We start from the raw sequence: 12,168 nt of genomic DNA on the forward strand, positions 1-12,168 counted from the left end.
GGCTGCCGCCGTGCGGGCCGCTTCGCCCCGGCCGGTGGCGGGCGTGGCTGGTGGCCGCGCGGGCTATTCCGTGCCCGCCGGCAGCGGGGCGAACAGGTCGATCCCGTTGCCGTCCGGGTCGTGCAGGATGGCGTAGCGCTGGCCCCAGAAGGCGTCCCACGGCTTCAGCGCGCCCGGGTACCCCGCGCCGGTCAGCTCCTCGTACACGGCGTCCACCTCGCCGGGCGTCTCGCACAGCAGGGCGAGCGAGGCCCGTCCGGCGCCGGACGGGGGCCGCCAGGCGGGGTGGAAGGAGCGGACGCTCTCCTCGGTGTCGAGCAGCAGCCGGGTGCCGCCGGGCAGGGCGGCCTCGGCGTGCGGCCCTTCCTCGGCGCCCTCGGGGAAGGCGAAGCCGAGGCGGCGGTAGAAGGTCACGGAAGCGGCCATGTCGGAGACGACGAGGCCGACGGCGTCGAAGCGTACGGTCATGCAGGCCACGGTAGGGCGCCGCGCGGCAGGGGTCTTGAAGGAAACGGACACCTCGCCGTCCCCGCCCCGGACACCTGTCGGACGAGGCACGCCCCCCGGCTCAGATGCTGCTCAAGTCCCTTGCGCCGCACGGGGGTTGACCTCGACCATGGGGGGATGCTGGGACTTCGCAAGCCACCGGAAATCGCCGTCCTCGTCCTGCGGGACGCCGACGTCGTCGCCCGCGCGCTCCGGCAGGCCCTCGCCGAGGCGAGCCCCGAGGAGCGCCCCGGTCTGGAGCGCGCCGCCACCCTCGTGGAGCGGGCCGCCGAGACCTCCGACGCCGAACTGCGCGCCCGCTGGGTCCACGAACGCCTCGCCGCCGTCGGCCACGAGGGCCCCGCCGACTCCGTCCGGGCCGTCAAGGCGCTGCGCGACGCGGTCCCCGGCCTCAGCCTGCTCGCGGCCGTCCAGCTCTCCAAGGACGCCGCCGCCCACCCCGGCTCCCCGCCCCCGCCGAGCGAGGACCGAGGCCGTTAAGGTCATGAGCATGGCGCCGCGACTGCTCGTCCACACCCGCACCACCGCCTACCGGCACGACTCCATCCCGGCCGGGATCGAGGCCCTGCGCACCCTCGGCGGCTTCGCGGTGGACGCCACCGAGGACCCCGCCGCGCTCGAAGCGCCGCTCGACGGCTACGCCGCCGTCGTCTTCCTCTCCACCAGCGGCGAGATCCTCACCCCGGCCGGCCGCGCCCGGCTCGCCGCCTACGTCGAGGGCGGCGGCGGCTTCGCCGGCGTGCACGCCGCGGCCTGCACCGAGTACGACTGGCCGTACTACGGCACCCTGCTCGGCGCCCGCTTCGACCGCCACCCCGACCTCCAGCCCGGCAGGGTCCTCGTCGAGGACCGGGCACACCCGGCCACCCGGCACCTGCCGGCCGCGTGGGAGTTCACCGACGAGTGGTACGACTTCCGCACCAACCCGCGCGGCACGGTCCACGTGCTCGCCCGCGCCGACGAGACCTCGTACGAGGGCGGCGGCATGGGCGAGGACCATCCGCTGGTCTGGTGCCGGGAGCAGGGCCGGGGCCGCGTCTTCTACACCGCCCTCGGACACACCGCCGAGTCCTACGCCGACCCCGCCTTCCGGGAGCACCTGCGCGGCGGCATCGGATGGGCGGCCCGGCTCCTCTGAGCGCGCCGGGCGGCCGTCCCGGTCACGGAACGCACCCGCCCGGTCGCCGTCGGGCGCGCGGGGGAATACCCGTGGGGCCGGTGATGCTGTGGATGTCGTCGGTGCGCGAGCGCGGCGAAGGGCTGGTGGGCAGATGACGGCAACGGACCGGCCGCCCCCGGTGGCCAGGACGCCCCACGGGGTGGTACGCGGCCGGTGGGAGGACGGCGTCGCGGTCTTCCGCGGCATCCCCTACGCGGCGCCCCCCTTCGGCCCGCGCCGCTTCCTGCCCCCGCGTCCGCCCGAGCCCTGGGACGGCGTCCGTGACGCGGTCCGCTTCGGGCCGACCGCGCCGAAACCGCCGTACTCCGAGGCGTTCGCCCCCTACCTCCGCGACCCGGAGATCCCCGGCGACGACTGCCTCAACCTCAATGTCTGGACCCCCGAACCAGGCCCCGGAGCCCGCCTTCCCGTCCTCGTCTGGCTCCACGGCGGCGCGCTGACCAGGGGTTCCTCCGCCGTCCCGGTCTACGACGGGCACGGCTTCGCCCGCGACGGCGTCGTCCTGGTCTCCGTCAACTACCGCCTCGGCGTCGAGGGTTACGGCCTCTTCCCCGACGCCCCCGCCAACCCGGGACTGCGCGACCAGCTCGCCGCCCTGCTGTGGGTGCGCTCCGCCATCGCCGGCTTCGGCGGCGACCCCGGCCGGATCACCCTGGCCGGCCAGTCCGCCGGGGCCATCAGCGCCGGCGCCCTCCTCGCCGCGCCGCAGGCCGCGGGCCTGGTCCGGCGTGCCGTCCTCCAGAGCGGGCCGCCCGAGGCGTCCGACCGGGACAAGGTGCGCCGGATGGTGCGCCGCATGGCCGCCCGGCTCAAGGTCCCCGCCACCGCCGCGGCCTTCGCCGAGGTCGACCGCGGCCTGCTGCTGCGCGTCCAGGCCGAGATCGGCCGGCTCGGCAGCCCGGTGCTCGGCGGGCCCGCCTTCGGCATCGTCGTCGACGACGACCTCGTGCCCCGCGATCCGCTGGAGGCCCTGGCCGGCGGCGGCGCGGCCCCCGGCGTCGACCTGCTCATGGGCTGGACCCGCGACGAGTACCGGCTGTGGCTGGTCCCCGGCGGACTGCTGGAGCGCGTCGACCGGCTCGGACCGGTCGCCCTGGCCGGGGCCCGCGCCCGCTGCCGCTGCGGACCGGAGGTGGTGCGCGGCTACCGCGCCCTGCGCCCCGAGGCCGGCACCGCCGAGACCGTCGGACAGCTCGTCACCGACCACCTGCTGCGCGTCCCGCTGCACCGCCTGGCCGACGCCCGCGCCGAGGCGTCCTGGATGTACGAGTTCGCCTGGCCCTCCCGGCTGCCCGGCCTCGGGGCCTGCCACGCCCTGGAACTGGGCTTCGTCTTCGACAGCGGGGATGTGCCGGCCGCCCGCGCGCTGGCCGGAGAAGGCGCCCCGGCCCCACTCGCCGAGGCGATGCACGGGGCCTGGGTGCGCTTCGTGAGCGACGGCGACCCCGGCTGGCCGCGCTGGGACGCCTCCCACCCGGCCCGCGTCTTCGACGCCGGGGGGCCGGTCACCGCCCACGGCCTCAGGGACGCCGAGATCGCCCTGTGGAACGGGCCCGGCTCCGCCCCCGAGCCGCCGGAGCCGGCCGAACTCCGTTCGGTGGTACGCCGGTTCCGCCGCGCCGGTGCGCTGCGCCGGCACTGAGCCGGGCGGCGCACCCGCGCGGCGCGGGCGTCACCGCGCGGGCGCCGGGCCCGTCACGCGTAGGCCGGGTCCGCGGCGACCCGCACGTCGAGCACGAGCGGCGTGCCGCGCCGGGCGAGGTCGGGCAGCACCTCGTCGAGCGCGTCCTTCAGCTCCCCATACGTGGTGACGCGCAGCGCGGGGCAGCCGAAACCGGAGGCCAGCGTGGAGATCCGCACCTCCTCGAAGGCGGGCCAGGGCTGCTTGCCCTGCCCGGACCGCTCGGCCAGCCGGTCCATGATCGCGTAGCCGCCGTTGGAGAGGACCACGAAGAGCACGCCCACCCCGTAGTGGGCGGCGCTCCACAGGCCCTGGATGCCGTAGAGGGAGGAGCCGTCGCCGAGGACGGCGGCCACGGGCCGCTCGGGGGCGCCGAGCTTGAGCCCGACGGCCGCCGGGAGGCCGAAGCCGAGCCCGCCGGCGGCGGCGCTGACGAAGCCGAGCGGGGCGCGGGCCGGCACCCTGCGGTGCAGTTCGGGGCGGCTGGAGGGGGACTCCTCGACCAGGATCGTGTCGGCGGGCAGACCGGCGGCGAGCAGGTCGAAGACGTGTCCGGGCCGCAGCGGTTCGCCGGGCGCGGGCAGCGGCAGCGCCTCGCGCGGCGGGCGGGCGGGGGAGGTGCGGGCCGGGCGCGCGGCGATCCGTCCGGTGAGCGCGCGGCAGGTCAGCGCGACGTCCGCGACCAGCGCGAGATCGGCGATCGAGTGGTGGGTCTCGTCGGCGTACGGGGTGACCTGCGCGACGCGGGTGCCCTCCGGCACCAGGTCGCCGGGCTCCCACGGGTACTGGCGCAGCACCGGGGCGCCCAGTACGAGGAGCAGGTCGTGGCCCTCCAGCGCGGCCCGCACGCCGGACCGGCCCGGCGGGAGGTGCCCGGCGAACGCCGGGTGGTCCTGCGGGAAACCGGCGCGGGCGCCGAAGGGCTCCTGCCAGACCGGGGCGCCGGTGCGTTCGGCCAGCTCGGTCACGGCGGCCCAGCTCTCCGCGTCGTCGGCGGCGGCGCCGACCACGATCGCGGGGTGCCGGGCGCCGTCGACGAGGGCGGCCAGCTCCCCGGCCTCGGGACCGGGCACGGCGCGGCCCCGGCGCAGGTCGAGCGGGGCGGCGCCCCGGTGGGTCTCGGCGGGCCGGAGCCAGTCGTCCATGGGGACGACGACGATCGCGGGGCCGAGCGCGGTGAGCGCCTCGTGGTGGGCGCGGGCGATGGCGGCCGGCACGTCCTGGGCCCTGGCCGGGTGGCCGGTCCAGACCGGGTACTCGCCGACCAGGCCGTCGAGGCGTCCGGCGAGGAACGGATCGTGGGCGAGGTGGCGCCGGTCCTGCTGGCCGACCACGACGACCAGCGGGGCCCGGTTGGTGCGCGCGGTGGCCAGCGCGCCGGCGGCGTTGGCCAGTCCGGCGGTGGTGTGCAGGTTGACGAAGGCGGGGCGGCCGGTGGCGGTGGCCCAGCCGGTGGCCATGCCGACCACCGAGCCCTCGTGCAGCGCGAGCCGGAAGCCGAGGTCGTCGGGGAGGCCGGTCAGGAACTGGATCTCCGTCGAACCGGGGTTGGCGAAGATCGTCGTCATGCCGAAGTGGCGCATGAGGTGGAAGACGGCGTCCCGGACGGTGTGCCCGTCCGGCAGGTCGGCGCGGACGTCGGCGTCAGCGCGGTCGGCGCCCTGGGTGGTCATGGGGCTGGTTCTCCTCGGTACGGTCGGAATCCGGCGGTCGGCGGGCGTGGCCCGGGGGCCCGCGGGCGGTTCTGGGCAGGGGAGGGCGAGGGGCCGGGCCCGGCGGCCGGGTGGCGGGGCGGCCGGTCCCGGTCGCGGTCGCGGTCGCGGTCCCGACGGGCGGGTGGTACGGGTCGGGACGGGCGGGTGGCGGGGCCTCAGATGGGGTAGTGGCGGGGACCGCTTTGCAGCGTGATCCAGCGCAGCTCCGTGAACTCCTCCAGCGCGGCGCGCGAGCCGAAGCGTCCCCAGCCGCTGGCGCCGACGCCGCCGAACGGCATCTGCGGTTCGTCGTGGACGGTGGCGCCGTTGACGTGGCAGATGCCCGAACGGATGCGCCGGGCCACGTCCAGTCCCCGGGCCGCGTCACGGGTGAAGACCGCGGCGGAGAGCCCGTACTCGGTGTCGTTGGCGACCGTCACGGCCTCGTCGGCGTCGGCGACGTCGATGACGGAGACCACCGGGCCGAAGGACTCCTCCCGGTAGATCCGCATCTCGGGCGTGACACCGGCGAGCACCGTCGGCCGGACGTAGAGCCCGTCGGCGGTGCCGCCGGCCAGCACCCGCGCACCCCGCCGGACCGCGTCGTCGATCAGCGCCATGACGTGGTCACGGGCACCGGCGTGCACGAGCGGGCCGATCTGGGACGTCTCGTCGTCCGGCGGTCCGACGACGAGGGCGGTGGCCCGCCGCGCCAGCAGGGCGCCGAACGCGTCGGCGACGGACCGCTCGACGACGATCCGCTCGGTGGACATGCAGATCTCGCCCTGGTTCATGAAGGCGCCGAAGGAGGCCGCCGCCGCTGCCTCCTCCAGATCGGCGTCGTCCAGCACGAGCAGCGGCGCCTTGCCGCCCAACTCCAGCACCACCCGCGTCAGATGGCGTCCGCCCAGCTCGCCGATGACCCGGCCCACCCGGGTCGACCCGGTGAAGTTCACCCGCGCGGTCGCCGGATGCGCGACGAGCGCCTCCACCACGGCCGGGGCGTCCTCGGGGGCGTTGCTGACCAGGTTCACCACACCGTCCGGCATCCCCGCGTCGTGCAGTACGGCGACGATGGCCGCCTGCGTCAGCGGCGTCTGCTCGGAGGACTTCAGGACGACGGTGTTGCCGTAGGCCAGGGGCATCGCCACCGCGCGCACGCCGAGGATCAGCGGCGCGTTCCACGGGGCGATGCCGACCACCACCCCGGCCGGCTGGCGCACGCCGAGGGCGGTCAGGCCCGGCACGTCGGACGGGATGACCTCGCCGATGGCCGAGTAGGTCTGCGCGGCGGCCTCGGTGAGCATGCCCCGCGCCACGTGGACGTTGAAGCGGCACCACGGCGCGGTGGCGCCCATCTCACGGCCCATCACCGCGGAGAGTTCCGCGGCCCGTTCGCCGAACAGCTCGGCGGCGCGCAGCAGGATCTCGCGGCGTCGCGCGGGCGGCACGGCCGCCCACCCCGGCGCGGCCTCGGCGGCGGCGTCGACGGCGCGGCGGGCGTCCGCCGGGCTCGCCGCGGCGACCCGGGCGATGGGGGCGCCGCCGACGGCCTCGGCGGTCTCGACGTAGCGACCGCCCTCGGCCGGTACGGACCGGCCGGCGATGAACAGGTCGGATGTCGTCGCCCGGGTGGTCCCGGCCCCCTCGGCCGGTACGGCTTCGCTGGCTGGCATCGGCCTGCTCCTCACGCTCGGTGTGCCTCCGGCGCTCACCACCGGATTCCGCGGAGTATCCGAGGTCACACGGCCCGGGACAACGAGGTCGTCCGTTGGATGAACCTCGCCGGGGCGGCGCCGGGCCGGCGAGGCGGGCGCCACCGGGGCCGCCGGGATGGGGGAGACCGCCTCTCCCGGCCCAGCCGCCGGGGCCGCCGGGGCTAGCGAGGCCAGCCCTCCCGGCCTCATCCACCGGGCCCGCCGGGACGGGTGAGGCCGCCCTCCCGGACCCCGCCACCGAGCCCGCGCCGACGGCGGGCGCCAGCCCTCCAGTCCCAGCCGCCGGGCCGCTGGGGCGGCGGGCGGCAGACGTCGGCCCTCCCGGTCCCAGGTCACCAGGCTGCCGGGGCGGCGGGCGTCGGCCCTCCCGGCCCCGGCCACCGGGCCTCCGGGCCGCTGGGGCGGCGGGGCGGCGGGGCGGCGGACGTCAGCCCTCCGGCCTCCGGGCCTCCGGGCTTCCCGGTCCTGGCCTCCGGGCCTCCTGGCCTCCGGGCTTCCGGGCTTCCGGGCTTCCGGGCTTCCGGGCTTCCGGGCTTCCGGGCCTCCGGGCTTCCGGGCCTCCGGGCCTCCGGGCCTCCGGGCCTCCGGGCTTCCCGGCCCCGGCCTCCGGGCTTCCCGGCCCCGGCCTCCGGGCTTCCCGGCCCCGGCTTCCCGGCCCCGGCTTCCCGGCCCCGGCCTCCCGGCCCCGGCCTCCCGGCCCCGGCCTCCCGGCCCCGGCCTCCCGGCCCCGGCCTCCCGGTCGGCAGGGCCGCCGGTGTCAGCCCTCCCGGACGCCAGGGCCGCCGGTGTCAGCCCTCTCGGACGCGGATGCCGGGCCGCCAGCCGAGCATGCGGGAGATGCCGAGCCCGCTGGTGATCACCGACGGCAGGATGGACTGCGGCTGCACCGAGCCGGCCCGGACGACGACCGAGAGCGAGGCCACCACCCGGCCCTCGCCGTTCATGATCCGGGTGGCGATCGAGTCGGCCTCGTGGGTCAGCTCCCCGCGCACCAGGGCGCTGCCTGTGCGCCGGCAGTCGGCCAGCTCGCGGCGGAGCGCGTCCGCGTCGGTGACCGTCCGCGGCGTGTAGCGGCGCAGCTCGCCGCCGAGGACCCGGTCCGACAGCTCCGGACCGGCGTGCCCGAGCAGCACCTTGCCGACGCCCGAGCAGTGCAGCGGCAGCCGCCCGCCCACCTGGGAGACCAGACCCAGCGCCCGGCGCCCCGAGAGCCGCTCGATGATCACCGCCTCGTCGCCCTCCAGCACCGCGAGCTGCACGTGCTGGTGCAGGGCCGCGTACAGGTCCTCCATGAAGGGCTGGGCCATCGTCCGCAGCGACTCCGTCAGCGGCGCCAGCGTCCCCAGCCGCCACAGCCGCAGCCCGACCGCGAACCGGCCGTCGGGCCGCCGCTCCAGCGCCCCGGCCTTCGTCAGCTCCAGCACCAGCCGCCGCGCGGTGGCGTGCGGCAGCCCCGTCTTGCGGGCCAGTTCCGCGAGGCTCAGCTCGCTTTCGCCGGGCTGGAAGGTGAACAGCAGGTCGAGGAGGCGGGAGCTGACGCTCCGGCCCGGCTCGTTGGTACGGGGCACGTGCCCTCCTCGCGCTCGGCCGACGCAACGCCGGGATTCGTACAGGCGGCTTCGCGGTGACGCGGTGGGGGACGCCGGGGCCGATGCTCGCCCATCCGACGGGAAACCGGGACCAATGTTCGTTCAATGGTCCACCATGCCCCGCGCCGATGTGAGCCGTGCAACATGAACGGCGCCGAGCCCGGACGGCCCGGCCCCCCCGAACACCCCGCACCGGGCCGTCGTGTCGGAGCCCGTGGAACCGAGGAGCCTGAGGATGACAGCACGTACGACCGCCGCACCGAGGATCGCCGTCCTGGGCGGCGGCATCGGTGGACTCGCCACGGCGGCGTTCCTGCGCCGCGAAGGGCTGGACAGCACGGTGTACGAGCAGGCCCCCCGCCTCGCCGAGGTCGGCGCCGGGCTGGTCGTGGCCCCCAACGCCGCCCGGCAACTGCGCCGGCTCGGCGTCCTCGACGCCTTCCGCGACCGGGCCGTACGCCTCGACACCGGCTGGGAGTTCCGCCGCTGGCAGGACGGGACGGTCCTCTCCTCGGAGAACCTGGCGGACTCCTGCGAACGCCTCTACGGGGAGCAGACCTACACCGCGCACCGCGCCGACCTGCTCGCCGCCCTCCAGTCCCGGGTGCCCGCCGGGAGCGTCCGGCTCGGCCACGAGTGCGTCGGCCTGGACACCGCCGGGGAGGCGTACACGCTGCGCTTCGCCGACGGGAGCACGGCCGGGGCCGACGTCGTGATCGGCGCCGACGGCGTGCACTCCGTCGTCCGCGACACCCTCTTCGGCGCCGCGCCCGCCACCTACTCCGGACTCTGCGCCTTCCGCGCCCTCGTCCCCGCCCCGAGCGCCCCCGAGTTCGCCCGCCGCCCCGCCCAGACCCTGTGGATCGGCCCCGACCACCACCTCGTGCACTACCCGGTCTCCGGCGGCGACCTGGTCAACCTGGTCGCCTTCGCCCCGGCCGGCGCGTACACCACCGAGTCCTGGACGGCGACCGCCACCGTCGAGGAGTTCCTCGCCGAGTTCGCCGGCTGGGACCCGCGGCTCACCGGCCTCATCCGCGCCGCCGGCACCCCCGGCCGCTGGGCCCTGCTCGACCGCGACCCGCTGACCCACTGGTCCGAGGGGGGCGTGACCCTCCTCGGCGACGCCGCGCACCCCATGTTCCCGTTCTTCGCACAGGGCGCCGCCCAGGCGATCGAGGACGCCGCGGTCCTCGCCGGCTGCCTCGCCCGCGGCCTCGACGACCCGGCCGCCGCGCTGCGCCGCTACGAGGGACTGCGCGTCCCGCGCACCACCCGCCTGCAGACCGTCAGCCACGGCCGCGCCCACGTCAACCACCTCCCGGACGGCACCGAACAGCGCGCCCGCGACACGGCCTACGCCCAGGAGGACCCGCTCCTGGCCAACGGGTGGATCTACGAGTACGACCCGGAAGCGGAACTGGACCGGATGGCCGCCGCCCGGTGATCGTGCGGTGGGACCCGCGGGCCGCCCAGGCCCCGGAGTCCCGTGAGGCCCGACGTTCCGGCGCGGCCGGAAGACCTGAGAGAGACGGGAAGACGCGATGAAGTTCGCACACGAGACGCTGCCCCAGCGGGTGGTCTTCGCCCCCGGCGAGTCCGCCGCCGCGGTGGCCGCCGAGGTCGCGGCGCTCGGCGCCCGCAAGGCCATGCTGATCGCCTCCGACCGGGAGGCCGCCCTCGCCGACCCCATCGCCCGGGAGATCCCGGTCGCCGTGCGCCACGAGGAGGTGGTGATGCACGTACCGGTCGAGGTCGCCGCACGGGCCCGCGAGGCCGCCGCCGCCTGCGGCGCCGACGTGCTGGTCAGCGTCGGCGGCGGCTCCACCACCGGCCTCGCCAAGGCCGTCGCCCTCACCACCGGCCTGCCCGTCGTCGCCGTCCCGACGACCTACGCCGGTTCCGAGGCGACCAACGTGTGGGGCCTGACCGAGGGCGAGACCAAGACCACCGGCGTCGACAACGCCGTACTGCCCCGCTCCGTCGTCTACGACGCCACCCTGCTGGCGAGCCTGCCGGGCGGGCTGAGCGTGGCCTCCGGACTCAACGCGATGGCCCACTGCGTCGACTCCTTCTGGGGACCGCGCGCCGACCCGATCGACCGCGCCCTCGCCCAGGAGGGCGTCCGGGCGCTCGCCGCCGGACTGCCCGTGGTCGCCGGCGACCCGGCCGGACGGGAGGGCATCGAACAGACCCTGTACGGCTCGTACCTCGCCGCGGTCTCCTTCGCCGGCGCCGGATCGGGGCTGCACCACAAGATCTGCCACGTGCTGGGCGGCATGTTCGACCTCCCGCACGCCCAGACCCACGCCGTCGTCCTGCCCCACGTCCTCGCCTTCAACGCGCCCCACGCCCCCGACGCCGAACGGCGCATCGCGCAGGCGTTCGGCAGCGACACCGCCTCGGCCGGGCTGGCCGCGCTGCGCGCGCGGCTGGACGCCCCGACGGCGCTCAAGGAGTACGGCATGCCCGAGGACGGCATCGCCAGGGCCGTCGCCCCGATCCTCGCGGCGGCCCCCGCGGGCAACCCCGCACCCGTCACCGAGGACGCCGTCACCGGCCTGCTGCGCGCGGCCTGGGAAGGGAGCGAACCGTCATGACCGACGCCCGCGCCGAGGGGACCGGCACCGGCCCGGGGGCTACACCCCCCGCGCCCGTGGTCGGCGCCGAGCAGGCCGCCCGCGAGGAGGAACTCCTCCAGCGCGTCCTGCGCTCCTTCGACACCTGCGCCGACCCGCGCCTGAAGCGGCTCATGCGCTCCCTCGTCAGCCACCTGCACGCCTTCCTGCGGGACGTGCGCCCGACCGAGGAGGAGTGGAGCCGGGCGATCGCCTTCCTCACCGAGGCCGGCCACATCACCGACGACCGGCGCCAGGAGTTCATCCTGCTCTCCGACACCCTCGGCGCCTCCATGCAGACCATCGCCATCAACAACGAGGCGTACAAAGACGCCACCGAGGCCACCGTCTTCGGCCCCTTCTTCGTCGAGGGCTCACCGGAGATCCCGCTCGGCGGCGACATGTCCTTCGGCGCGGCGGGCGAACCCTGCTGGGTCGAGGGCACCGTCACCGACGCGGCCGGCGCCCCCGTGCCCGGCGCCCGCGTCGAGGTCTGGGAGGCCGACGAGGACGGCCTCTACGACGTCCAGTACGACGACGGCCGCACCGCGGCCCGCGCCCACCTCTTCACCGACGAGCGGGGCCGCTACCGCTTCTGGGGCATCACGCCCACGCCGTACCCGATCCCGCACGACGGGCCGGTCGGCCGGATGCTCGCGGCCGTCGGACGCTCGCCCTACCGCGCCTCGCACCTGCACTTCATGGTGAGCGCCGAGGGATGCCGCCGTCTGGTGACGCACATCTTCGTCCGCGGCGACGAACTCCTCGACCGCGACAGCGTCTTCGGCGTCAAGGAGTCCCTCGTCAAGGACTTCGTCCGGCAGGCCCCCGGCACCGCCGGGCCCGACGGCCGCCGCGTCGACGGCACCTGGTCGCGGGTGCGCTTCGACATCGTCCTGGCCCCGGCCGGGACCTGACCGACGGCCCCGTGACCACGGGCCCCGCCCGCCCGGACCGGCCCCCGGCCGCCCCCGGGCCGGGCCACCCCCTCCGCACCCGTGGCCGCCCGAGCGGCGGCCACGGCCGCGGCCCGCCGGGCCTCACCGGCCGGCCTCCCCCCACCCCACGACGCCCCGCCCGGCACCCGGCCGCGCTGCCCGGCCCACCCACCGGCCGCCGGCGCCGACGCCCATGGCGCGTGCCACCAGCCTCAGGTTCGGCCGACTCCGCCCCGCCGCCCC

The 12,168-nt window shown here is 76.8% G+C and carries 10 protein-coding genes; 6 read left to right on the forward strand and 4 right to left on the reverse strand.

Annotated features, from left to right (window positions below; translation table 11 throughout):
• Nucleotides 1-63: 63 nt before the first annotated feature.
• The gene (locus tag J5Y05_RS02475) at nt 64-468 is read right to left on the reverse strand and encodes a VOC family protein (RefSeq protein WP_210868065.1); all 405 of its coding nucleotides are present in this window, start codon (nt 466-468) and stop codon (nt 64-66) included.
• A 156-nt stretch (nt 469-624) separates the two neighbouring features.
• Here J5Y05_RS02475 and J5Y05_RS02480 point away from each other — a divergent pair, with 156 nt between their 5' ends.
• The 3 genes from J5Y05_RS02480 to J5Y05_RS02490 all read left to right on the forward strand — a co-directional run bounded on the left by J5Y05_RS02480 (nt 625) and on the right by J5Y05_RS02490 (nt 3,329).
• Entirely contained in the window at nt 625-987 is a 363-nt protein-coding gene (locus tag J5Y05_RS02480; RefSeq protein WP_210868066.1) for a hypothetical protein, read from the forward strand.
• 10 nt (nt 988-997) lie between these two features.
• Complete coding sequence (locus J5Y05_RS02485) at nt 998-1,645, forward strand: ThuA domain-containing protein (protein WP_210868067.1); 648 nt, start codon at nt 998-1,000, stop codon at nt 1,643-1,645.
• 133 nt (nt 1,646-1,778) lie between these two features.
• The gene (locus J5Y05_RS02490) at nt 1,779-3,329 is read left to right on the forward strand and encodes a carboxylesterase/lipase family protein (RefSeq protein ID WP_210868068.1); all 1,551 of its coding nucleotides are present in this window, start codon (nt 1,779-1,781) and stop codon (nt 3,327-3,329) included.
• 53 nt (nt 3,330-3,382) lie between these two features.
• Here the strand turns inward: J5Y05_RS02490 and J5Y05_RS02495 are convergent, their stop codons facing one another.
• From J5Y05_RS02495 to J5Y05_RS02505, 3 genes are all read right to left on the reverse strand, one after another.
• Nucleotides 3,383-5,041 (reverse strand): thiamine pyrophosphate-dependent enzyme, encoded by a 1,659-nt coding sequence (locus tag J5Y05_RS02495; protein ID WP_210868069.1) that lies wholly within the window; start codon nt 5,039-5,041, stop codon nt 3,383-3,385.
• A gap of 197 nt (nt 5,042-5,238) precedes the next feature.
• The gene (locus J5Y05_RS02500; protein WP_210868070.1) at nt 5,239-6,738 is read right to left on the reverse strand and encodes an aldehyde dehydrogenase; all 1,500 of its coding nucleotides are present in this window, start codon (nt 6,736-6,738) and stop codon (nt 5,239-5,241) included.
• Nucleotides 6,739-7,568: 830 nt separating this feature from the next.
• Complete coding sequence (locus J5Y05_RS02505) at nt 7,569-8,348, reverse strand: IclR family transcriptional regulator (protein ID WP_210868071.1); 780 nt, start codon at nt 8,346-8,348, stop codon at nt 7,569-7,571.
• Nucleotides 8,349-8,604: 256 nt separating this feature from the next.
• On the opposite strand from J5Y05_RS02505, the gene J5Y05_RS02510 reads away from it, so the two are divergent.
• The 3 genes from J5Y05_RS02510 (at nt 8,605) to J5Y05_RS02520 (ending at nt 11,904) form a co-directional block, all read left to right on the forward strand.
• Nucleotides 8,605-9,816: an FAD-dependent monooxygenase gene (locus J5Y05_RS02510; RefSeq protein ID WP_210868072.1), complete on the forward strand. Its 1,212-nt coding sequence runs from the start codon at nt 8,605-8,607 to the stop codon at nt 9,814-9,816.
• Nucleotides 9,817-9,913: 97 nt separating this feature from the next.
• Entirely contained in the window at nt 9,914-10,969 is a 1,056-nt protein-coding gene (locus tag J5Y05_RS02515) for a maleylacetate reductase (protein WP_210868073.1), read from the forward strand.
• A complete protein-coding gene (locus J5Y05_RS02520; protein ID WP_210868074.1) occupies nt 10,966-11,904 on the forward strand; it encodes a hydroxyquinol 1,2-dioxygenase in 939 nt (312 codons plus the stop codon). Before J5Y05_RS02515 ends, J5Y05_RS02520 begins: the two co-directional genes overlap by 4 nt.
• Nucleotides 11,905-12,168 lie beyond the last annotated feature (264 nt).

This window comes from Streptomyces tagetis (genome assembly GCF_018069565.1).
GTDB classification, from domain to species: domain Bacteria; phylum Actinomycetota; class Actinomycetes; order Streptomycetales; family Streptomycetaceae; genus Streptomyces; species Streptomyces tagetis.

Coding starts and splice junctions, on each gene's coding strand:
- J5Y05_RS02475 (WP_210868065.1), bottom strand. CDS start 468: ATGACCGTACGCTTCGACGCCGTCGGCCTCGTCGTCTCCGACATGGCC.
- J5Y05_RS02490 (WP_210868068.1), top strand. CDS start 1,779: ATGACGGCAACGGACCGGCCGCCCCCGGTGGCCAGGACGCCCCACGGG.
- J5Y05_RS02510 (WP_210868072.1), top strand. CDS start 8,605: ATGACAGCACGTACGACCGCCGCACCGAGGATCGCCGTCCTGGGCGGC.
- J5Y05_RS02495 (WP_210868069.1), bottom strand. CDS start 5,041: ATGACCACCCAGGGCGCCGACCGCGCTGACGCCGACGTCCGCGCCGAC.
- J5Y05_RS02480 (WP_210868066.1), top strand. CDS start 625: ATGCTGGGACTTCGCAAGCCACCGGAAATCGCCGTCCTCGTCCTGCGG.
- J5Y05_RS02500 (WP_210868070.1), bottom strand. CDS start 6,738: ATGCCAGCCAGCGAAGCCGTACCGGCCGAGGGGGCCGGGACCACCCGG.
- J5Y05_RS02520 (WP_210868074.1), top strand. CDS start 10,966: ATGACCGACGCCCGCGCCGAGGGGACCGGCACCGGCCCGGGGGCTACA.
- J5Y05_RS02485 (WP_210868067.1), top strand. CDS start 998: ATGGCGCCGCGACTGCTCGTCCACACCCGCACCACCGCCTACCGGCAC.
- J5Y05_RS02515 (WP_210868073.1), top strand. CDS start 9,914: ATGAAGTTCGCACACGAGACGCTGCCCCAGCGGGTGGTCTTCGCCCCC.